Here is a 21,350-nt window from a genome sequence, read left to right as displayed (position 1 = left end):
TCATCGCCATGCCCCGGCGACGCGCCGGCCAACGGGAGTGAACAGCATGATCGACCTCCGCCCTCTCGCCTCGCTCGGCGGCGCCAACCACGGCTGGCTCGACGCCAAGCATCATTTCTCCTTCGGCGGCTATCACGACCCGGCGCGCACCCATTGGGGCAACCTGCGCGTGTGGAACGACGACACGATCGCGCCCAAGACCGGCTTCCCGCCGCACCCGCACCGCGACATGGAGATCATCACCTATGTCCGCGAGGGCGCGATCACGCACCAGGACAATCTGGGCAACGCCGGCCGCACCGAAGCAGGCGACGTCCAGGTGATGAGCGCGGGCACCGGCATCCGCCACGCCGAGTATAACATGGAGGATGTGACCACGCGCATCTTCCAGATCTGGATCGTGCCGACGCGCACCGGCGACCAGCCGCAATGGGGCGCCAAGCCCTTCCCCAAGGGCGAGCGCTCGGGCCAGTTCGTCACGCTCGCCAGCGGCTATGACGGCGACGGCGACGCGCTGCCGATCCGCACCGACGCGCGCGTCGTCGGCGCGACGCTGCGCAAGGGCGAGCGCGCCGACTATCCGCTCGGCCGCGACCGCAAGGCCTATCTGGTGCCCGCCACCGGCGCGGTCGAGATCGACGGCGTGCGGGTCAACGCGCGCGACGGCGCCGCGATCAGCGAGGTCGAGTTGCTGAGCGTCACCGCGCTGGAGGACAGCGAGCTGGTGCTGGTCGACGCCGCCTGACGTCGGCCGCGGCGTGTCCCGCGCGGGGCACGCCGCGTGGCGGCTGGCTCAGCGCACGACGAGCTCGGTGACGACCCGGCGCCCGTCGACCCGGCCGAGCTGGACGAACACATGGATCGCGCCGCGGACATAATCGAGCACATCGGCGCGGCACAGGCGCGTGCCGCCCTGTAACACCAGCAGCGCGATCTGCTCCACCGCTCCCGCCGCGCTGTCCGCGTGCACCGTCGCCATCGAGCCGGGATGGCCAGTGTTGATCGCGCGCAGGAAGGCGAAGGCCTCGCCGCCGCGCAGCTCGCCCAGGATGATCCGATCGGGGCGCATCCGCAGCGCGGCGGTGACGAGATCGTCCGCGCTCACCTCCGCCTCGCCCAGTGCGCCGCGCACCGCGACCAGGCCGACGTGATTGGCGTGCGGCGGGCGCAGCTCGGGGACGTCCTCGATCGTGATCAGCCGCTCGTGCGGCGGGATCTCGCGCAGCAGCGCGTCGAGGAAGGCCGTCTTGCCCGACGAGGTCCCGCCCGAGACCAGGATGTTGCGCCGCCCGCGCACCGCCGCGCGCAAGAGCCGGGCGATGTCGCCGCGCGCGCGCAGCTCGTCCAGCGCCGCCTCGACCGGAACCGCCGCGCGCGCGTCCGCCAGCGGGGCGAAAGCGCCGGCGGTGGCGAGGTCGTCGAGCGACAGATCGGCGACGACAGGGCGCCGAATCGCGAGCGCCAGCGCGCCGCGTGTCGCCGGCGGCGCGATCACCTGCATCCGCTCGCCGCCCGGCAGCGTCGCCGAGAGCAGCGGGTGCGCCCGGCTGATCCCCTGATGCGCGAAAGCGGCGACCTGCTCGACCAGCCGGCGCAGCGCCGCCGCGTCGAGCACGGGCACGTCGAGCCGCTCGGTCGCGCCGTCCAGCGTCTCGATCCACACTTCGCCGGGGCGGTTGACGTAGAGGTCGGTGACGTCCCCGCGCGCCAGCAGCGGCGCCAGCGGGGCAAGGCCGCGGTGGAGATAGCGCCAGCCGTCCTCGCTCACCGCGTCGCTTCCACCTCGGTGAAATCGAGGTCGCGGGCGACGAACACGCCGACGCTGCGCCCGGGCGGCACGCGCAGCGTCGGCACGATGTCGCTTCCCTTGGCGGGCACCGTCGCCGCGACCCTGCCGCCCGCGCCGGGCAGCGCGACGATCACCGGCGAGCGGCTGCCGCGGCCTGCCATGGTGACGCCGAGGTCGAGCACCGACTGCAGGATCGCGCCGCTGAAGCGCTCGAGGAAGTGCGTGTTGACGTCGGCGCGCACCCCGCCGCGACCGACCGGGTCGGCCGCGGGCGAGCCGATCGCGATCGTCACGCCATCGGGCCGGATCAGCCGCGACCACAGGATCACCGCGCGATTCTGCCCGCGCTGGGTGTCGGTGCCATAGTCGCCGATCAGCCGGCTGCCGCGTGGGATCAGCACGCGCGTGCCGTCGAAGCCGCGCACGTCGCGCTGCACCAGCGCGCGCGCGAAGCCCGGGCTGGTCGAGTCGAAGCCGGTCTCGAGCACCGCCGGGATCAGCGTGCCCTGCGGCACCGTGGTCGCGCGGTTCGCGAGCATCGCGGCGCGCGCGCGGCTGGTCGAGAGCGCCGGCCGACGCGCCCCGCCGTTCTTCTCGTCCGCGGCGGCGTCGACGCCATGGTCGGCTTCGGCTGGGGAGGAGGTGTCGACGACGAGTGCCTGACCCGGCGCGACGCGCGGCGCCGCCGCCGGCGTGGACGGCGTGTTCGCGGGCGCGGTCGCGGTCGCGGGTGTCCCGACGCTCGGCCCGATCGCCCCGGCGGACGCGGTGGCGGAAGTGGGCGCGTGAGGCGGCGCCGCCGGCGCCGCCGGCGCCGAAGTCGGGTACGGCTCGAGTGCAGACGGAGCGACGGCGTGCGGCGGCGCCAGGGTCGGGGGAGCGGCGGGTATCATCAGAGGCGGCGGCGCCGCGATCACCTCCGCCGCCCGGCTCATGGTCACCGCCGGCACCACCGCCGCGCGCCGTCGCCCTTCGAGCAGTCCGAACAGCAGCGTCGCGGCGGCGACCGCGATCAGCGTGATCGCCGGCGCCGTTAGGCCGGCGCGCGGCCGCGCGACGATCGGCCGCACGTCGCGCCCCTGCGTCGCCGGGTCGAGCGTCGCGCGCGGGTCGTCGCCCGCCGCCCCACGCGCCGCGTTCACGGCCGCATCATCGTCGGCGGCGCGGTCGGCGCTGCATTCGGCGCGGCAGAAGCCGGCAGCGCCTCCTCGCTGCGGCGATAGCGGCGCACAAGGAAGCCGAGCGGATTGACGAAGCGGTCCGCGGTGCTGAGCGGCTCGCCGGAGAAGCCGTAGCGGATCACCGCCACCCAGGCGCGCGCCGGCTGCGGCGTGCCGCCGGCGTCGCGTCGTCTTGTGTCGAAGCGCACCAGCGCGACGCCGCTGCCCAGCGGGGTGACGCTCTTGACCTCGACCGCGACGACCGTAGTGCGCGGATACAGCGCGAGCGGGCTCGCCGGGTTCGAGGCTTGCATCGCGGTAAGGTAATCGACGCGCGCCTGCCCCGCCGACCACAGGCCGACCTTGCGATAGTCGGCCTGGACGGTGTCAACGTCGAAGCCCTCGCGGGCGATGACATATTGCACCAGGAACGACTGCGTCAGCGCGCGGTCGGGGGCGACCCGCTCGGCGTCGAGGGGCTTGAGCGCCTGGACGTAGCCGGTCTGGCGATCCACCATCAGCGTGTACGGCACCACCGTCTTGAGCGGCAGCAGCGCGACCAGCCCGAGCGCCTCACACACGGCCACGACGGTCGCTGCCGCGGCGACGAGCCAGGCGGTACGGCGCGAGCGGAACAGCGCGTCGCGCCGGTCCTGCGCCCAGCTGGCGCCCTGGACGAAGTGGTCGGCCTGTGCGACGGCGGGCGGCGTCGCGCGCGACCGTCTGTGGACGCTCGGCCGCGTCATCGCGCGTATTTGACGATCGTGATGTCCTCGCCGTCCGGCCAGCGCGTACACGTGTCGCTGCCGAAGACGATCACCTGACTATCAGCAAGAAAGGCCGCCATCAACATGGCGAATTGCGCCTTGCCCGACTCCGACTTCTCGTCGCGAATGAGCATGTAGGTCTGCGTCGCGCAGGCGGGTCGGGCTCCACGTCCCTCGACCTCGACCATCTGCAGACCATCGGTATCGCGCGTGTAGAGGTGGAGGATCTTGCCCGTCACGGAGCTCGCCAGAGCGGGTGCAGGCGCCAACGTCGCGAGGGTGAGCGACATGGCATCGACGATCCTCGACATCATCTCACGTCCGCGAATCTTCATCGCTTGGCTCCACTGCCTGATCATCACCGCGCGTCACGCGCGCCGCCGCCGCGGGAGGCGCGCTGCGTCGTGCGCCGCCGGGCGCTTTGCCCGATCGGGATGGTCGCACCCGCCGGCGGCTCACCACCGGAGCGCGCGGCGGCACCGCTGATCGCAGCCGCGCGTGTGATCGCACCGCTGGCCATCCCGTCGCGGCGTTGTACGGCGCCGATGCCGTCGGAGATCGCGATGGCGCGCGGGCGCGGCGCGCCGATCGCGACGTCGTCCGCGCGCGCGACGACGCGGCCCGCGTCGGGCTCGCGGACCGGGGTCGAGGCCATGTGGCTGCCCCATCCGACCGGGAGCCGCAGCCCGAAGGCGATCGGTCCCATCAGCACCACCGCGCCCGCCGCGGCCAGCGCGAAGATGGTCGCGGTCGCCAGCACCGCGGCGGGTGCGCTCGGGATCGCGATACCGCCGGCGCGGCGGAGCGCGAGGTCGGTCAGCCACGGTTCGAGCAACCCGAGCTCGATCCCGAGCGCCACTGCGATCGCGGCGCTGCCGAGCGTCGCCGCCGCCAGCCCGTGCAGCCAGCCCTCGGCGATCCCGCGCGTGGCGTCGAACAGCAGGAAGGCGACGAACAGCGGCCCCAGCGCGAGCAGCAGCCCCGCGCTGACCCGCAGCAGCGCGAACGGGCCCAGCGCGCCGACGAGGAAGACCAGCCGCGCCATGCCGAGCGCGAAGACGTCGAAGTCGGCGAACAGCGGGGGCGCGACGCCATCGGCCTGCTCGACCTGTTGGCGCGTCGGCACGCCGGTGCCATAGATCGCGAGGAGGCGCAGGTCCCGATCGACCCCGTCGATCCGCGCCGCCAGTCCGCCCTCCGCGCCGGGCAGCCCGGCGGGGCGGCCGATCTCGCCGGCGAGCTCGGCGGGCGCGCGCAGCACCACGTCGAAGACGACCGTCCGGTACGCCGGCCAGCTGGTCGCGAAGGCGAGCACCACGCCGACCTTCACCGCGGCGAGCACGCCCGCGCGCACGCCGATCGTCTCGCCGAACAGCAGGCGGTAGCCGAACAGCGCGACGACGATCGTCGGCAGCGCGGCGAGCAGCAGCGCCACGCCCGAGCCCGGCGCCGCCAGCGCCGCGAACCCGCGCGACCCGAGCGTCGCCGCCTGGCAGTCAAGGTACGACAGCAGGTCGGCGGCGAACCGGTCGGGCGCGGGCGAGATCGCACAGCCGAGCGCCATCACGCGCGCTCCAGCAGGCGCGGCAGCCAGTCCGCCGGATCGTCGCCGACCTCGGCGCGGATCGAGTCGAGCAGGCGGACGGTACGCTCGCGCCCCGACAGCACGGTGAGCAGCTCCTCCTCGCCGGCGAGGTTGAGCCGCACCACCACGCTCTCCTGCGCGTGCTTGACGAGGAAGCAGCGCGCGCTGTCGGGCAGCGCGCGGACCAGCTCGAACTCGTGCTGGGTCAGTCCGAAGCCGTCGACATAGTCGGCCACCTGCGCCTTGGGATTGGCCATGAAGATCTGCGTCGCGGCCTGCTCGATGATCGCGCTGGCGATGCGGCTCTGCAGCGCGTCCTGCGCGCTCTGCGTGGCGAAGCCGACGATGCCGTTGCGCTTGCGGATCGTCTTCTCCCAGTCCTTGATCCGGCGCACGAACACCTCGTCGTCGAGCGCTTTCCAGCCCTCGTCGACCATGATGATCGCGGGCGTGCCGTCGAGCCGCTCCTCCACGCGGTGGAACAGGTAGAGCATCGCCGGCGTGCGCACCGCCGCGTCGTCGAGCACCTGCGTCATGTCGAAGCCGACCGCGCGCGCGGCGAGGTCGGTGGTGTCCTCGGCATTGTCGAACAGCCAGGCGCGCTCGCCCTCGCCCCACCACGGCTGCAGCCGCGCCCAAAGGTCGCCCGGCTGCGGTCGGCGGTCGCCCCGAAACAGCTCGACCAGATGGCGCAGCCGACGGAAGTCGGCGGGCGCGGCGTAATTGTCGTCGATCGCGTCGCGCATGCGCTCGATCTCGTCGAGCGCCGCGCCGCCCGCGAGCAGGACGAGCCAGTCGAGCAGGAACTGGCGGTTGGCGGGCGTGTCGGGCAGCGCGAGCGGATTGAGGCCGGCGGGTGTGCCGGGGCGCAGCACGTCGTAGCGCCCGCCGATCGCGCGCAGGAACAGCTCGGCGCCGCGGTCCTTGTCGAAGAAGACGATGCGCGGGTCGTTCCGGCGCGCCTGCGCGAGCAGGAAGTTGACGACGACGGTCTTGCCCGAGCCGGACGGGCCGATGACGGTGAAATTGCCGAGGTCGCCGTGGTGGAAGTTGAAGTAATAGGGCCCCGCTGCGGTGGTCTCGAGCAGCGACACGGCGTCGCCCCAATGATTGCCGCTGGCTTGGCCGAGTGCGAAATTGTGCACGCTGGCAAGGCCGGCGAAGTTGGTGGTGGAGACCAGGCCGCGCCGGGCGATATACTCGAAGTTACCGGGGAATTGCGCCCAGAAGGCGGGTTCGAGCGCGATGTCCTCGCGCGCAGCAACCACGCCGAGCTCGGCCAGCGTCGCCTGCACCTCGGCGACGCCGGCGTCGACCGCGGCGGGCGTGTCCCCGCGCACCGCGACCGTCATGTGATGCTCGCCGAAGCCGGCGCGCCCGGCGGCCACCTCGTCCTTGGCGTCGCTGAGGCTGGCGCGCAGGCTCACTGCCTCGTCCTCGGCCGAGCGCATCCGCCGCAGCGCCAGGTTCATGCGGCCGAGCGCGGCGGCGCGGTCGACGAAGCCGAACGACTGCGCCACGACCAGCTCGAGCGGCAGCCGCAGCAGCTCGTCGAACATCCCCGCGCTGGTCTGCGCGGGATAGTCCTTGATCGAGATCAAAGCGACGAAGTCGCGCGGCGCAGTAGCGGCCGGGCCGAGCTCGACCGTCTCCTGCCCGAAGCTCACGCGACGATAGGGCAGATAGTCGCCCACGTCCTGCAGCGGCAGCAGCACCGGGCGCAGCTCGCCGTTGAGCAGGTGCGAGAGGAACTCGAGCGGCTCGGAGCAGGTGCCGTCGCGCGTCGCATAGGTGCCGAGCAGCCGCGGCGCGTAGCTGCCGAGCGCGGCGAGCAGCGCCTCGCGCGCGACGTCGAGCTGGCGCAGGTCGCGCGCGATCGTGTCGGGCGCGCGGCGCGCGAACAGGCCGCGCGCGCGGTCGATCAGCCCCACCCTGCCCTGCAACGGGCGGCGCACGAGCGTGAGGTACAGGTCGTTGACGTAGAGCCGCCGGGTCGCCAGCCGCGCGCGCCAGGCGGCATCGAGCCGCGTGGAGAAGGCGTCGGGGAAGCTGCCGTCCAGCGCGGCCTCGACGCGGTGGCGCACGACGTGATGGTAGAGCGCGAATTGCGATGTGCCGATCGCTCGGAGCATCGCGTCGCGCAGCCGCTTGCGATAGTCGAGCTCGTCGCTGTCGGCGGTCTCGAACAGCAGCCCGCGCAGGTGGATGATCTGGAGCAGCAGCCCGTCGCGCGTCTCCAGCGTGCGCGCGTCGACGTGGCGTGCGTAGGGCAGGTGGCTGCCCACCGACCGCTCACGCGCGACGACGCTCGGGTCGCGCGTCAGGGCCGGTAGGAGTTGCATCGCCAGATCGCGTGGTTGCGCACCCGTGGGCAGCGGCCGACGCGCGTCAGCCACAGGTCGAAGACGCGCGGCTCGCGCACACACAGCGCCATGCCGCAAAGGTGGATCAGCAGCGCCGCGGCGATCACCCACGCGCCGTGCGGGAGCAGGAACAGCTCGGTCGCGAGCACCGCGTTGGCGGTGAAAAAGCTATAGGTGACGCCGGCGAACATCTGCGGGCGGGTCAGCGCGACGAACAGCCGGTCACGCTCGATCTCCGCCACGTTCACCCGCCCGGCGTGGCGGCGGTGCGGATCCCCGCGACGATGCTGGCCGCGCCGAACAGGATGAAGCAGCCCAGGATCACGGTGGCGCCGTAGCGCCAGTTGATCCGTCCCGTGAGCATCATGAAGCCGACGACCGCGACCGCGATCACCGCCGCGACCGTGGCCACCGTGCCGAGCAGCGTTCCCTGCAGCCAGTGGACCGCGCCGACGATAGCGCCCGAGCCGGCGGGATCGCTGCCCAGCTCCTGCGCGGCGGCGGTCGACGCGCGACAGAGGAACAGCGAAGTGCCGGTCGCCATCGTCGCTCGCGCTCGTCTCACGCACTCGCTCCCACCTACCGTGTCGCCGCACGCCGGGCCCGCGGTCGGCCCCCCACGGCGTCACGTTTATTATAGGTGCGGCACAAGCGATCGCGGCGGTCGTGGCGGGGAATAATCGGCCGTGCGGGGCGAACAGCGCCGAATGAGTGATGCCGTCTGCTGCCGCGCCTATCCGCGCCGCCACGATCCGCTCGGAGGAGCGGCGACCCACTCGTACGACAGCCCGGCCGGCTCGATCCGGCGCAGCCGACCCGACGGGTCATGGGCGGAGCGCGTCGTCACGTCGCTCGCCCCCCGGCACGTAGCGCGCCACGACCGCGCCGCCGCGCCGCTCCGTCACCAGCTGCGCGCCGTCCCACTCCCACGCCAGACCCGCCGGCTCCACCTGCGCCAGCCGACCCAGCGGGTCATAGCCCAGGCGCCGGTCCGCCGCCGCGCCGTCCGGCCCCGCCGCCACCAGCCGGTCGCGCAGGTCGTACACGTAGCGGTCGCCTCCGCTCGCCCCGTGCGCGCTCGTCAGGTTGCCGCGCGCGTCATAGCTCGGCACCACCGCGCCCGAGCGCGTGTACTGGTTCAACGCGTTCACGCCGTAGCCGCGCGTCACGTCCATCGGCGCGCGATACGCCAGCGTCCGATCCGACAGCGTCCGCCCGGTGATCTGCCCCGCCGCGTTCGTGTCGAGCCCGATCGACACGCCCGCCACGCCCAGCGTCCCCAGCCACGGCGTCCCGCCATAATCGTAGCTCGTGTTCGCGCCGTTGCCGAGCAGCCGCCGCGTCCGCCGCCCCAGATCGTCATACTCGTACGACGCCAGGCTGTGACCGCTATCCTCCGTCACCGCGGTCAGCGCGCCGGTCGGGTCATAGTCGTAGCGCACCCAGAAGCCGTCGCCCCAGGTCAGCCGCACCCGCCGGCCGGTCAGCCCATCATTGCCTAGCCTTGGGCCGGCCGATCTCGGCGGCGAGATCGGGAACGCCCGCGAGTTCCTCCAAGACCCGTTTGGCCTCGGGCGAGCGCGAACGACGTAAGTTGCGAACAAAAACGCTTCGAGTGGGTCCATTCTCGGGATTGCGGATCAACTCTATAACTTCATTCAGCAACTCCGCCTTTGCGATCACAGATAAAGCGACCGCAAGCCCCTCCTTAAATCCTGTTTCTTCCCGCTCGTTCTCATATGCCGCTCGCAGGGTAGTCCACGCATGGCGCGCCTCTTTAACCGCGAGTGCGCGAGCAATACCCTCGCGATTGCGGTCGAGGTACGGCCGATCGAGATGTCGCAGGAGCACCGGGATCGCGCTCTCGTAGGCCATCGGCGTGTTGACCAGGTCCCATGGACTCGTCACGTTCCAGCCCGCTTGCCGGAGTTCTTCGGCCAGCGGTGCTACGTCTTCACGAAAGATCCTATGCTTTTCGGCTGTCTCGGCGGCCTTCCTCTTCGCTTTTTCCTGATAGACAGGATCCTTCTCTAGGATTGCGAGCAGCTCCGCAGTGGTCATGGGTGCTTTAATTGCCATCGATCTTACATCCCCGGAATATATCTGATTTCTATCTTTCCGCTTGCAACAAGATAAATCATTGCGTGACTTAGCTGGGTACTTGACCTGATGTAGAGGTGAAATTCTAGCCCACGCTGCTTGCTTAAGGACAAATAGGACTTAATTTGTCCAGAAAAACAAAGGTATGCAACGTTCTTCACTTCGCTAAGAACGGTGTCAGTCAGGCCATCCGGGTAGCGCTGTCTTCCGTCCATTCTTACACCTATCTTCGGCCCGATATCATAATGTGCGCGGACCGCGGCTTCTCCCTGAGCCCCAATTCTGCCGATATGGAGGAGGCGCTCGACCTTGCATAGCAGGTTGCAGGGCACCTTCGCCGTGACAACCACTTCAGCGCCGACGGTTGTTTCGGGACCGCTGCTCGACGCCGCGGCGCCGACATCCAAGCGCCCCAGCGTGCCTTGCGTATCGAACTGCACTCCGACACCGATACCAAGATCGCCGCTGAGCGGCGGGCTCGGTAGCGGCTCCCCCTGCACAACGATATCGTCCGGCATCGCTCCATCGGACGAAGGCGGCGCCCCACCCTCTCCCTCCTGCAACCCCATCGGATCGACCGCATTGACCGGATCACCCCCGACATATTCATACCAGTTCCGCCCCGCGGCATAGCCGATCGGGTCCGGCTGGAGGAATCGCCCCAGCGTCGGCGAGTACATCCGCGCTTTGTAATAATAGAAGCGCAGCTCCGGCAGCCACATCTGGCCGGTGTACTGGAACCGCCCCAGGTTCCCCCGCTTCGGCACCCCCCAGTCGTCGTAGCGGTTCAGCGCCACCGTCGCGTTCGCGTCGTCGCTCACCCGCACCACCGAGCCGCGCTCGTCCGCCTCCAGCCAGCGCCGCCGCGTCCGGTCCGCCCCGTCGTACCACACCAAAGGCTCGTCCGCCCCCGCCCCCGGCACGTAGCGCGCCACCACCGCGCCGCCGCGCCGCTCCGTCACCAGCTGCGCGCCGTCCCATTCCCACGCCAGATCCGCCGGCTCCACCTGCACCAGCCGACCCAGCGGGTCATAGCCCAGGCGCCGGTCCGCCGCCGCGCCGTCCGGCCCCGCCGCCACCAGCCGGTCGCGCAGGTCGTACACGTAGCGGTCGCCCCCGCTCGCCCCGTGCGCGCTCGTCAGGTTGCCGCGCGCGTCATAGCTCGGCACCACCGCGCCCGAGCGCGTGTATTGGTTGAGCGCGTTCACGCCGTAGCCGCGCGTCACGTCCATCGGCGCGCGATACGCCAGCGTCCGATCCGACAGCGTCCGCCCGGTGATCTGACCCGCCGCGTTCGCGTCGAGCCCGATCGACACGCCCGCCACGCCCAGCGTCTTCAGCCACGGCGTCCCGCCATAATCGAAGGTCGTGTTCGCGCCGTTGCCCAGCAGCCGCCGCGTCCGCCGCCCCAGATCGTCATACTCGTACGACGCCAGGCTGTGACCGCTATCCTCCGTCACCGCGGTCAGCGCGCCGGTCGGGTCATAGTCGTAGCGCACCCAGAAGCCGTCGCCCCAGGTCAGCCGAACCCGCCGGCCGGCCGCGTCATAGTCGCTGCGCAGCGTCCCCGAGGCGCCCGTCTCGCTCACCACCCGCCCGAGCGCGTCATAGCCATAGCCCACGCTCTGCCCCGCCACGTCGCTCACGCTCACCGTTCGGTCGAGCAGGTCGTAGCCGTAGGTCGTCGTCGCGTCGCTCGCCCCGGTCGGCGACACGAACGTCACCGTCGCGCGATGACCCAGCCCGTCATAGCCGAACGACAGCGAGCGACCGTCGCGCAGCCGCACCCCCGACAGGTCGCCGTTGCCCGCGAAGCTCAGCTCACGATAGTCCGCCGGCGCCGCCGCGCAGTCCGCCACGCTCGCCACCGCGTAGCAGCTCCGCCACGGACGGTCGAAACCGTCGCGCGCATAGGCCGTCGGATGGTCGTCACCGTCGGTCACCACCGCGACCACGCCGTTCGCGCTGTAGCTCGTCCGCTCGGTCGACGGCGTCGCGCTGCCGTAGCCGCTCGTCTGCCACCGCACCCGGCCGAGCAGGTCATAACCGCGTCGCACCACCCGGTCGGTGCCGCGAGCGCCCGTCTGCGGCGTGCACGCGTCGCCCGCTTTGTCCCACTGCGTCGGGTCAAGCCGTGTCACGCTGCACTCCGGGCGGCCATGGCCATCGTAGCTCTGCTGGCTCAGCGCATAGGTCTTTCCGCCCAGCGCGAGCGCCTGGCGGACCGGGCGGTGATAGCCGTCATAGCCGTAATCGAGCCGCTGCAGCGGGGTAAAGCCGCCGAAATCGGACGCCGCCGGGCTCGTGTCCGTGCCCTGCTCCACCGACGCCACACTGCCGTCGGCATTGTAGGTCACCCGCGTCGCGCGCGCCGCGCGCGGGCCGTCGCCGTCCGGGTCGGGCAACACCGTGCCGGTCGGTCGGCGCAACAGATCGTAGCGGGTGTGCACCGTGTCGGCCGGCCCCGCCAGCGGCCCGTCCGCGGCCGTCACGTCGCCGATCGTGTCATAAGCGAAGTTGGTCGTCGCGCTCAGCACCGCGGCGTCGCTCGGCGCGGCCTTGCCCCCCGCCGCGCGCGTGATCGACGCCACGTTGAGCCCTTCGCCGTAGCTCAGTGTCGTCACCGTCTCGTCGGCGGTGCCGGCGCAGTCGACCCGCGTGGCGCAGACGGTGAGCCGCGAGGGCAGCCACACGCCGGGGGCGGAGTCGACGAGGTTGCCGTCGTCGTCGTATTGCGGCGTCGTGTCGACCACCAAGCCGTGCGCGTCGAACTTGTCATAGTCGTAGCGCGCGGTCGCGCGCCGTGCCGGCTGCCCCGGATCCGCCGCGGGCCGTGTTACGCTGCGCACCCCGCCGTGGACCGGATCGTAGCTATAGTCGGTCACGCCGCCGCGGGCGTCGGTGGTGGTGAGCGGCTGGTTGCACGTCAGCGGGTTGTCGCACGTCGCCGGATAGGTCGCGCTGGTGACGATGTCCGCTGGGGTGCCGGGCGTCTTCGACACGATCCTCGTCTCGACGGCGTTGCCGCGGCCGTCGTAGCTGAACCTGGTGTAATTGCCTTCGGGTTCGGTCACGCGCAGGAGCAGGCCGCTGTCCCGGTCATACTCGTATCGCCGCGTCAGGACCGGCCCGTCCGGCTCGGCTTGCCACTCCTCGCGCAGCAGGTTGAACAGCGTCTCGCTGAACACGTAGCGCCGCGCCGGCAGGTCGCTCTCGACCACCGTCATCGTATGGGTGAGGTCCTCGTTGTCGGTACGGGAGTAGGTCGTCGTCACGCCGCCCATCGTCACGGTGGGGCTGCCCTCCCCGACGATCACCTCGTCGTCGCTGGTCGAGCCCGGCCGCCGCACGCTGACCGTGCCGTTGGCGCGGGTCACCGTCGTCCGCTGTCCCGCCGCGTCGGTCACCGAGCCGTCGGCGTCGACCGAGACCTGGCGCAGGCACCCCGCGCCCGACGTCGCGCCGCACCCGTCGGCGAGACGGCCGATCGCATAGCCGGTGCGCTGGAACCACGGCATCGTCCAGGAGCCGGTGTCGGGCAGTTCGCTCTGCCCGTATAGCAGCCGCAGGACATAACCGTTGGTGGTCGACAGCGAGCCGAGCCGCATCCAATGCTTCTTCTTCTTGCGGATGGCGGAATGCCGCGTCGTGCCGCTGTCATAGTTGAAAGCAACCGTGAGACCGTCGTGGCGCCGTAGCGACACCGGCAGGAAATTGCTGGGCGTGTTCGCAATCTGATAGTGTTCCAGCCATTTGAGCCGGAACATCAGCTGGTCCCCGGAGCGATTGGTGTAGATGAAGTCGTTGCCGATCAGCTGGAGCGTCTCGCCCTTCTTCATCAGCGGGACGAACCCTCCACCGTCCTGCTGGAGGAATTCGGTGGTGATGTCGCCGATCGAGACGAAATAGCTGCTCCCCTGGATCAGCAGCCGCGCGCGCGTGAGATCGTCGGCTCCATCGGACCAACGCAGCGCGGTATCGCCGCTGCCGATCGACAACGACGCGTAGTGACCAACGAAGCGACCCGTCGCGAGATCGATACCGTTCTTGTCGACCGTTTGCCCCGGCGTACCGGGATGGACGTAGACGGGCCCGAGCTCGGGATCATCGTCGCTATCCTGCGCTCGCGCGGAAGCGGCCGCAATCAGGAAGACGAACAGCAACAGGCCGCGACAGACGGCGGGGAGAATGACGGACACGGCGGCGCTTTCCCATATGCGCCAGCCGCGACACTCCCGCAGAACGCGACGCCAGACCCAGACGGATCGGCGATGACACGGCTTACACCCGCCTCGTCGCGACGCCTCCGCGCCGCGCACTTCGAGCCGTTCTGTGCCGCACCACGATCATCGCCGCCCTCCGCCACATCATAGGCGAGGCAGGACGGCGGCATGGCACGGCGCGCGAGATACCAGCTTCCCTCACGCCGGGATGGGTCAGCGGGCGCCGCTCAGCCGCGCCGATCCTGCCGTCCCGCGGCGAAGCCGCGCAGCCACTCCGCGCGTTCATACCGCACCAGGGGCGTGAGGTACGGGCAGTCGCCCAGCGCACCGCGCACGTCGGCGCCGCGCGCCCAACCTTCATTATACGCCGTCGGCTCCGACACTTCACGCGACGACGCGCGCGCCCGATCGGGCGATCGCATGACGATCATCCACTTCCCCCTTGATAGCACACGCGACCGGGTGGCCAGACGCCGCCGCGCATGGACCAGCCGCCCACGAGGCACCTTCACCCGATTGGTCTGGTCGCATGATCGTATACCGTAGAATGAGCTGTGTTAGCAACGGCGTATCTGCCGCTTACACGTTGTTTTTAATACGAATTTTTTGGAAAACCGGGCATTGTTCCACCGGCACGAACGGCATTGCCGCTCGGCCATGACGCACCGGCACGTCGCCGCGCCTGATCGCGCGGCCCCGGGCGTACCGGCGGGGCGAGAACCCGCGGGACACCTCAGCCTATCGCATCCTTGATCAGGATCAACTGATCTATGTCAGCGACGCTGCCGCTTCTCTTCGCTTCGGCGGCACACGGTGCACCGCGTCGGCATCACTCTGCCGCCGCGCGATGCGCTCCGGCCACACCCATATCCAATTGTCAAATTGGTATTGTTTCGGCTCTGACATCATGACAGCATGGTTCCTACCAACACGGGAGGGAGCGGGTCCGCCGCGCGGTAAAGGCCAATAGCCAGCCGCGCGCTTGCGGGCGCGGGAAGGTCGCGCGACAGCGATCGCCGCGCGCGCATGTCTCACCCGCGCTCGTTGGCGAACGAAGGGGAAGACATGATGATGTTCAGGGGAATGCTCGCCGCGTCCTGTTGCGCGGCGGCGCTGATGGCGCTGCCCGCCGCGGCGCAGGTCACCACCGATAGCGCGACCGACACCGATCAGGGCACGGTCCAGGGAAGCGCGGGGCCGATCGGCGACCCGGTCGCCTCCGCCAAGCTCGCCGCCGACGTGCAGCGCGCCGGCGAGGCCGACGGCAGCGCCAGCAGCGGCGACGTGGTCGTCACCGGCACGCGCATCGTCCGCCCCAACAACCGCTCGGCCGCGCCGATCGTCACCACCACCGCCGCCGACATCGCCGCGCAGGGCGCGACCACGATCGAGGAGGTGGTCAACCGCCTGCCGCAGGTGCAGGTCAACTCCGAGCAGAACTTCAGCGATTCCGAGGGGCGCCAGCGGATCAAGCTGCGCAGCCTGGGCTATGAGCGCACGCTGATGCTGATCGACGGGCTGCGCATCGGCCTGCCCAACACGGTCGACGTCGGCATCATCCCCAACGCGCTGGTCGAGCGGATCGACCTGCTGACCGGCGGTGCCTCGTCGGTGTACGGGTCGGACGCGGTCTCGGGCGTGGTCAACTTCGTGCTGAAGAAGAACTTCACCGGCGTCCGCCTCGACGGAAACTACAGCTTCTTCAACCACAACAACCGCGGCAGCGCGGTGACGGAAGCGGCCGAGCGCGCCGGCTTCAACGCGGTGAACGGGCTGAGCAACGACGGCGGCCGCGCCGACGTCAGCCTCGCCGCCGGCGCCGACCTGTTCGACGGACGCGTGAACATCACCAGCTTCATCAACTATCGCCAGTCGAGCTTGGTCAAGCTGGTGGATCGCTCGAACAGCGTCTGCGAGGTGACCCAGCCGAGCAACACCGCGCCGCTGTCGTGCACGCGGGCCAGCTACACCCCGGCCGGTACGATCATCCCCCAGTCGGGTGCCTTCGCGGGGCAGCAGTTCGTCAACAACCCCAACGGGAGTGGCACCTTAATCCCGATCAACAGCGGGCCGGCGGGCAGCTCGGCGAACCCGTATGACGACTGGGCGTTCCAGCGCCCGTTCAACCGCGTCAACGTCGGCGGTTTCCTCACCGCGCAACTGGCCGATGACATCGAACTTTACAGCAACGTGCTGTTCTATCGTGACAAGTCGTACAATACCCAACTCAACCGCACGTACAGCTACTCCGTCTACGGCGACACGCCGTTCCAGGTGAACTGCGACAATCCCTTCCTGTCCGCATCGCAGGCGCAGGTGCTGTGCGGCACCAACGCGGGTGTGGCGGGCGCGTTCGCGCCGCTCGACGTGCGCTACCGCTTCGACGGTCTGCCGCTGACCCAGCAGAAATTCACCAACGAGGGCTATCGCATCGTCGCCGGCCTGCGCGGCAAGGGCTTCGACGACGTCTGGTCCTATGACATCGCTGGCATGGTCTCCCGCGCGCGGCTCGACACGATCGACGTGCCGTTTGCCCGCTTCGACCAGATCAACCGCTCGCTCGACGTGATCAACGTGGGCGGCACGCCGACCTGCCGCTCGGTCGTCAACGGTAGCGACCCCAGCTGCGTGCCGTTCAACGCCTTCGTGCCCTTCAACCGCGACCAGGCGACCAACGACTACCTATACGGCGGCGCCACCGGCGGGATCAGCACGCGCATCCCGCGCCTGCTCCAGTTCCTCGGCACGGTGAGCGGTGACCTCGGCAAATACGGCATCACCTCGCCGTTCGCGCAGCAGGGCGTCGCGCTCGCACTCGGCGCCGAATATCGCGAGGAGATGGAGCGGACGATCGTCAACGACATCTATATCGCCAACAACGGCGGGCAGAACCAGCGCGTCACGCAGAACATCTTCGAGGCCAACGCCGAGATCCAGGCGCCGCTGGTCGAGGACCAGTCGTGGACGCGGCTGCTCCAGCTCAACGGTGGCTATCGCGTTTCCAAGTACAACCGGCTTGCCGGCAAGTTCGATACCTGGAAGATCGAGGGGCTGTGGTCGCCGGTGGCGGACATCACCTTCCGCGCCTCGTACAACAAGTCGCAGGCGGCGCCCGGCGTCGGCGCCGCGGCGGGGGCGACCAACATTACGTGGAACCAGGGCTTCTACTCCGATCCCTGCGCGCCGCGCATCGACCCGGGCAACCCCAACGGCCCGCGGCTCGCGCCGCTCGGCACCGCCGCGCAGTGCGCCAACACCGGGTTGCCCGCCAACCTCTACGGCAGCGCGACCCTGATCTGCCCGAACGACGCCTGCACCGTGCGCGAGGGCGGCTTCAACCTGACGCCGGAGAGCGCCTTCACCAAGACCTTCGGCGTGGTGCTGCGCCCGCGCTTCCTGCCGGGGCTGACCGTCTCGATCGACCGCTGGCTGATCGACCTCAAGGATCAGCTGGTGTTCCTCCAGCCGCAGGACATCATCAACGAGTGCCTCAATACCGGACTGGAGTATTTCTGCCGCGGCATCGTGCGCAACGCCGCGGGCACGCTGTCGAGCTCGCCCGCGACCAGCCCGGCGAGCGGCTGGGTCGCACGTGGCTCGTCGAACGGCTATACCGAGCAGTCGTACGGCTGGGACTTCCAGGGCCAGTACAATCTCGGCCTGGGCAACTACGGCAAGCTCGACATGAGCTTCAACGGCACGCTGATGACGCGCAACGGTGGCCAGGCCTCGCCCGCGGCGATCAAGCGCAACTGCACCGGCTATTTCGGCGCGGGCTGCGGCGAGAGCATGCCGCGCTGGCAGCACCAGCTGCGCACCACCTGGACCGCGCCGGACAACAGCACCAGCGTCTCGGTCAACTGGCGCCACCGCGGGGCCATGCCGCTGACCTTCTACGCGCCCGAGGACACCGGCATCCCGCAGCAGGACGAGAGCGCTCGGCGTGACCAGTTCCCCGGTATCGGCGCGTACAATTGGATCGACCTGGCGCTGGCGTTCGACATCAGCAAGCAGATGACCTTCCGCGTCGCCGCCAACAACCTGTTCGACCGCGATCCGCCGATCGTGCCCGACAGCCGCTCGACCATCGGGCTGCTGCGCGGCAACACGATCATGGGCTATGACCCGCTCGGCCGGCAGATCGTCGCGGGCGTGTCGCTCCGGCTGTGACGTAGACTGGGCGGCCGTGCGCTCCCCGCCGGGAGGCACGGCCGCTCCCCTCACCCGTCCCCGCGCTCGCCGAGACGGACGCCGAGCGTCAGCCGCAGCGAGCGCGGCGGCTGATATTCGAGCGGCAGGCCGTAATGCGGGTCGAGCGTGCCGGCGCGGTTCTCGCCATATTCGTTATAGTCGGTGCGCGCCGCCAGCCCGAGCAGGTTGAACACGTCGATCGAGACGAAGCTGCCCGGCAGCCGCGGCAGGTCGAGCTGCGCGTTGACGTCGAGCTGGCGGCGCCAGTCGCTCGCGAAGGCGGTGCCGCGCGGCACCAGATACGTCTCCCGGCCACTCGCCGGGTCGCGGAAGGCACGACGGTCGGAGAAGCGCGGCTGCGCGCAATAATAGCTTCCGTTGTCATAGGCCGCGGCGAAGTTCGCGGCGTCGTAATAGGTGCCCAGGCAGGAGAAATGCCGCGGTGACTCGACCAGCACGTTGGCACCGACCCGCCAGTGCGCGCCGATGCCGTAGCTGCCGAGCAGCTTGACCGTGTGCGCGCGCTCGTTGGGCAGGATGCCGTAGGCCCCGTCGAGCAGCCCGGGTTGGTCGAAATCCTGCGTCTCGCCGGCGTTGCGCTGGCCGTTGTCCGACTTGACCGACCCCTCGTAATTGCCGCGCAGCCGCGTGAAGGTGTAGCTCGCCTGGAGCGACCAGCGATCGGCATAGCCGCGCTGCACCTCGAGCTGGACGCTGTCATAGTCGCGCCGCGCCTTCGGCAGCGCCAGCGCCGCCGCGCTGAGCCGCGCCACGCCGCACTGGCGCGGATCGACGTCGCAGCGGCCGTTGAGCCGCACCGTCACGTCGCTGCCCGGGTTGGCGAGCACATATTGGTGGAAGCCGGTGAACACGTCCTCGCAGCCGGCGATCGCTTGCTCGCGGCAGTAGGCAATCGCGGCGGCGTCCACCGCCATGTCGTCGAGCGCGCGGCCGAGCCGGCGATTGACGTAGGCGGCGCGGATCCGCCACCCGCCGATCCGCTGCTCGACGCCCAGGTTCCACTCGTCGGTGTAGTTCGGCTGGAGTGTGCTCGAGATCAGCCCGTCGGTCGGCACCTTGACGCCGCTGCGGAAGACGCCCGAGCAGAGCTCGCCCGCGTTAGGCGCGACGGCGGGGCACGGATGGCCGCGGGTCGCCGCACCGAGCCCGAGCAGGTTGCCGCGCGCGTCGAAGCGCAGGCCGAGCGGCACGCCCGCGGGATCGACCGCGCGCGGGTCGACCCCGGCGGGGTAAGCGAAATCCTGCTGATAGTTCAGCCCGGCACCGCCGAGATGCACGTCGATGTCGGTCGAGACCGGCAGGAAGTAGCGGTTCCACGAGCCGAACAGGCTGGTGCGATGGTCGCCGAACACGTCCAGCGCGGCGCCGAGCCGCGGCCCCCATTGGTCGCCCGAGCGGAAGAAGGTGGCGCCGTCGACCGCGTCGTTGCTGAAGCGATCGTCGCGCAGCCCCGGCTGGAGCGTCAGCCGATCGCCGAGCAGCGACCAACTGTCCTGCACGTAGAAGGACTCGTTGCGCGCGTGCCAGACGCCCGCGTTGCGCGCGAAGCTGCGGCGAATGTAGTCGGGGGTGAGCGTGTAGGAATAGCCGCCGGTCCGCACCGTCGTGTCGGCGGAGGTGAGCTGCTCGCGCTCGTAGCCGGTGCGGACATGATGCGCGCCGGCGAGGTGGAAGCGCGCGTCCGCGTCGGCGCGGTAGAAGCGGCGCGTGTCGGTCGCGTCCGAGCGAAGATACTCGAAGCCACGGACGATCCGGGTGTCCCCGCTCAAGGTGCTCTCCACCACCGACTGGTCGGGCAGCGGATGCGAGGGCTGGACATCGTGGTTCTCGCCGTACGATCCCGACAGTGACAGCCAGGGCGCGAACTGGCCATTGTAGGTGACGATGAAATTGTTGCCGCCGTGCGTCTCGTCCATCCCGCCGATCGCCGCGCCGACGCGGTCGCTCGCGGCGTCGAAGGCGCGATAGCGGTAATGGTCGGTGTAGCGGTTGCGGAAGAACGTCGCCTCCAGCCGCTGGCCGTCGCTGATCACCGCGTCGACCTTGGCGCCGAAGAAGGGGGAACGGTCGCTCTTCCGCTCCTGGCGCGAGTCGAGCAGGTTGACCTTGGTCTCGCTGCGATTGTTGGGGTTGTAGAGCGCGTAGAAGAACAGATGATCGCGGATGATCGGGCCGCTGACGTAATAATTGGCTTCCGCCTCGCTCCGCGCGTGCTCGCGGTAGTGCCAGGCGTAGCTGTCGGGCGAGGTCGCACGCAGCCGATCGGGCGCGTAGCTCACCAACGCGCCCGCCTTGAAGCGGTTCGAGCCCGACTTGGTGACGGCGGTGACCGCGCCGCCCAGCACGCGGCCGAACTCCGCCGGCAGGCCGTAGGTCTGCACCGTGAACGACTGGTAGAATTCGATCGGCGGCGTGTTGCCGCCGAGGAAGGTGCGGAAGTTGGTGACGTTCAGCCCGTTCACGTAATAGGCGTTCTCGGCCACGGTCGCGCCCGACAGCGAGGCGAGGCTGCCGAAGGTCGTGTCGCCCGCGTTGGTGCCGGGCGCGAGCAGCGTCAGCGCGGTCTGGTCGCGCGCGATCGGGGAACGATCGAGCAGCCCGCCGACGTCGCCGATCGCCACGCCGCCGGTACCCGGCCCGAGATCGTTGACCCGCCGCGCGCGCCCGGTGACGACCACGTCCGCCACGGCGCGCTCTTCCGCCGCCGGCGCGCCGACCGTGAACGTATAGGCGTTCACCGCACCCGCGCCGATCGTCACCGTGTCGCTCAGCGTGGCCGCGCCGGGCACGTCGATCGTCACCTGGTAGCGCCCGATCGGCAAGGCGGCGACGCGGAACGAGCCGTCGCGCGACACCGTCGCGGCGCGCGTGAACCCCTGCGCCTCGGATCGCAGCGTCACCGTACCGCCCTCCGCGCGCGTGCCGTCGGCGCGCTGCACCGTGCCGGACAGCGCTCCGGTGGTATAGTCCTGCGCCTGCACCGGTGCGGCCACCACAAGCGCGGGTATGAACGCGGATAGATAGGCGATCGATCTCGCCGCGGCGGCTGGCAGCAGCGCTCGTCCGGCGCGAAGGGTCGCCCGCATCTCTACTTCCCCTTGTCTATCATTGACGCTTCCGCTGTCCCGCCCGAACGAGCCAACGAAGAGCG

General features: G+C 70.1%; 15 protein-coding genes. 2 read left to right on the top strand and 13 right to left on the bottom strand.

Annotated features, from left to right (window positions below; all coding sequences use genetic code 11):
- Positions 1-46 precede the first annotated feature (46 nt).
- Positions 47-745: a pirin family protein gene (locus KZ820_RS13325; RefSeq protein ID WP_219749104.1), complete on the top strand. Its 699-nt coding sequence runs from the start codon at positions 47-49 to the stop codon at positions 743-745.
- Between the two features lie 48 nt (positions 746-793).
- Here the strand turns inward: KZ820_RS13325 and virB11 are convergent, their stop codons facing one another.
- The 12 genes from virB11 to KZ820_RS13265 form a co-directional block, all read right to left on the bottom strand.
- Positions 794-1,768 (bottom strand): P-type DNA transfer ATPase VirB11, encoded by a 975-nt coding sequence (gene virB11, locus KZ820_RS13320; protein WP_219749103.1) that lies wholly within the window; start codon positions 1,766-1,768, stop codon positions 794-796.
- Entirely contained in the window at positions 1,765-2,931 is a 1,167-nt protein-coding gene (locus KZ820_RS22220) for a TrbI/VirB10 family protein (protein WP_308462223.1), read from the bottom strand. Before KZ820_RS22220 ends, virB11 begins: the two co-directional genes overlap by 4 nt.
- The gene (locus KZ820_RS13310; RefSeq protein WP_219749102.1) at positions 2,928-3,695 is read right to left on the bottom strand and encodes a VirB8 family type IV secretion system protein; all 768 of its coding nucleotides are present in this window, start codon (positions 3,693-3,695) and stop codon (positions 2,928-2,930) included. Before KZ820_RS13310 ends, KZ820_RS22220 begins: the two co-directional genes overlap by 4 nt.
- A complete protein-coding gene (locus KZ820_RS13305) occupies positions 3,692-4,051 on the bottom strand; it encodes a hypothetical protein (RefSeq protein ID WP_219749101.1) in 360 nt (119 codons plus the stop codon). The genes KZ820_RS13310 and KZ820_RS13305 overlap by 4 nt, the downstream gene beginning before the upstream one ends.
- Positions 4,052-4,074: 23 nt before the next feature.
- Positions 4,075-5,280, bottom strand: a complete 1,206-nt coding sequence (locus KZ820_RS13300) for a type IV secretion system protein (RefSeq protein ID WP_219749100.1) — start codon at positions 5,278-5,280, stop codon at positions 4,075-4,077.
- The gene (locus KZ820_RS13295) at positions 5,280-7,643 is read right to left on the bottom strand and encodes a VirB4 family type IV secretion/conjugal transfer ATPase (protein WP_219749099.1); all 2,364 of its coding nucleotides are present in this window, start codon (positions 7,641-7,643) and stop codon (positions 5,280-5,282) included. Before KZ820_RS13295 ends, KZ820_RS13300 begins: the two co-directional genes overlap by 1 nt.
- Positions 7,622-7,906, bottom strand: coding sequence for a VirB3 family type IV secretion system protein (locus tag KZ820_RS13290; RefSeq protein WP_219749098.1), 285 nt, complete (start codon positions 7,904-7,906; stop codon positions 7,622-7,624). The genes KZ820_RS13295 and KZ820_RS13290 overlap by 22 nt, the downstream gene beginning before the upstream one ends.
- Before the next feature lie 2 nt (positions 7,907-7,908).
- The gene (locus KZ820_RS13285) at positions 7,909-8,208 is read right to left on the bottom strand and encodes a TrbC/VirB2 family protein (protein WP_219749097.1); all 300 of its coding nucleotides are present in this window, start codon (positions 8,206-8,208) and stop codon (positions 7,909-7,911) included.
- A 280-nt stretch (positions 8,209-8,488) separates the two neighbouring features.
- Positions 8,489-9,136, bottom strand: a complete 648-nt coding sequence (locus KZ820_RS13280; protein WP_219749096.1) for a hypothetical protein — start codon at positions 9,134-9,136, stop codon at positions 8,489-8,491.
- 19 nt (positions 9,137-9,155) lie between these two features.
- On the bottom strand, positions 9,156-9,725 hold the full coding sequence (locus KZ820_RS13275; RefSeq protein WP_219749095.1) for a hypothetical protein: 570 nt from the start codon (positions 9,723-9,725) through the stop codon (positions 9,156-9,158).
- Between the two features lie 23 nt (positions 9,726-9,748).
- Positions 9,749-13,963, bottom strand: coding sequence for an RHS repeat-associated core domain-containing protein (locus KZ820_RS13270; protein ID WP_219749094.1), 4,215 nt, complete (start codon positions 13,961-13,963; stop codon positions 9,749-9,751).
- A gap of 251 nt (positions 13,964-14,214) precedes the next feature.
- Positions 14,215-14,418, bottom strand: coding sequence for a hypothetical protein (locus KZ820_RS13265; protein ID WP_219749093.1), 204 nt, complete (start codon positions 14,416-14,418; stop codon positions 14,215-14,217).
- A 634-nt stretch (positions 14,419-15,052) separates the two neighbouring features.
- Between KZ820_RS13265 and KZ820_RS13260 the strand changes: the two genes are divergently transcribed.
- On the top strand, positions 15,053-18,157 hold the full coding sequence (locus KZ820_RS13260; RefSeq protein ID WP_258048149.1) for a TonB-dependent receptor plug domain-containing protein: 3,105 nt from the start codon (positions 15,053-15,055) through the stop codon (positions 18,155-18,157).
- Positions 18,158-18,207: 50 nt separating this feature from the next.
- On the opposite strand, the gene KZ820_RS13255 is transcribed toward KZ820_RS13260, so the two are convergent.
- The gene (locus tag KZ820_RS13255) at positions 18,208-21,285 is read right to left on the bottom strand and encodes a TonB-dependent receptor (protein ID WP_219749092.1); all 3,078 of its coding nucleotides are present in this window, start codon (positions 21,283-21,285) and stop codon (positions 18,208-18,210) included.
- Positions 21,286-21,350: the final 65 nt, after the last annotated feature.

The sequence above is a fragment of the Sphingomonas citri genome, from assembly GCF_019429485.1.
Taxonomy (GTDB): Bacteria; Pseudomonadota; Alphaproteobacteria; order Sphingomonadales; family Sphingomonadaceae; genus Sphingomonas; species Sphingomonas citri.
Note: the sequence above shows the minus strand (reverse complement) of the source record. Positions and strands in the feature narration are given on the sequence as shown.

Bases quoted from the DNA above. Each gene is read 5' to 3' on its own strand.
- KZ820_RS13260 (WP_258048149.1), top strand. From the start codon at position 15,053: ATGATGATGTTCAGGGGAATGCTCGCCGCGTCCTGTTGCGCGGCGGCG.
- KZ820_RS13285 (WP_219749097.1), bottom strand. From the start codon at position 8,208: ATGGCGACCGGCACTTCGCTGTTCCTCTGTCGCGCGTCGACCGCCGCC.
- KZ820_RS13305 (WP_219749101.1), bottom strand. From the start codon at position 4,051: ATGAAGATTCGCGGACGTGAGATGATGTCGAGGATCGTCGATGCCATG.
- KZ820_RS13325 (WP_219749104.1), top strand. From the start codon at position 47: ATGATCGACCTCCGCCCTCTCGCCTCGCTCGGCGGCGCCAACCACGGC.
- KZ820_RS13300 (WP_219749100.1), bottom strand. From the start codon at position 5,280: ATGGCGCTCGGCTGTGCGATCTCGCCCGCGCCCGACCGGTTCGCCGCC.
- KZ820_RS13310 (WP_219749102.1), bottom strand. From the start codon at position 3,695: ATGACGCGGCCGAGCGTCCACAGACGGTCGCGCGCGACGCCGCCCGCC.
- KZ820_RS13295 (WP_219749099.1), bottom strand. From the start codon at position 7,643: ATGCAACTCCTACCGGCCCTGACGCGCGACCCGAGCGTCGTCGCGCGT.
- KZ820_RS13255 (WP_219749092.1), bottom strand. From the start codon at position 21,285: ATGCGGGCGACCCTTCGCGCCGGACGAGCGCTGCTGCCAGCCGCCGCG.
- KZ820_RS13265 (WP_219749093.1), bottom strand. From the start codon at position 14,418: ATGATCGTCATGCGATCGCCCGATCGGGCGCGCGCGTCGTCGCGTGAA.
- KZ820_RS13275 (WP_219749095.1), bottom strand. From the start codon at position 9,725: ATGACCACTGCGGAGCTGCTCGCAATCCTAGAGAAGGATCCTGTCTAT.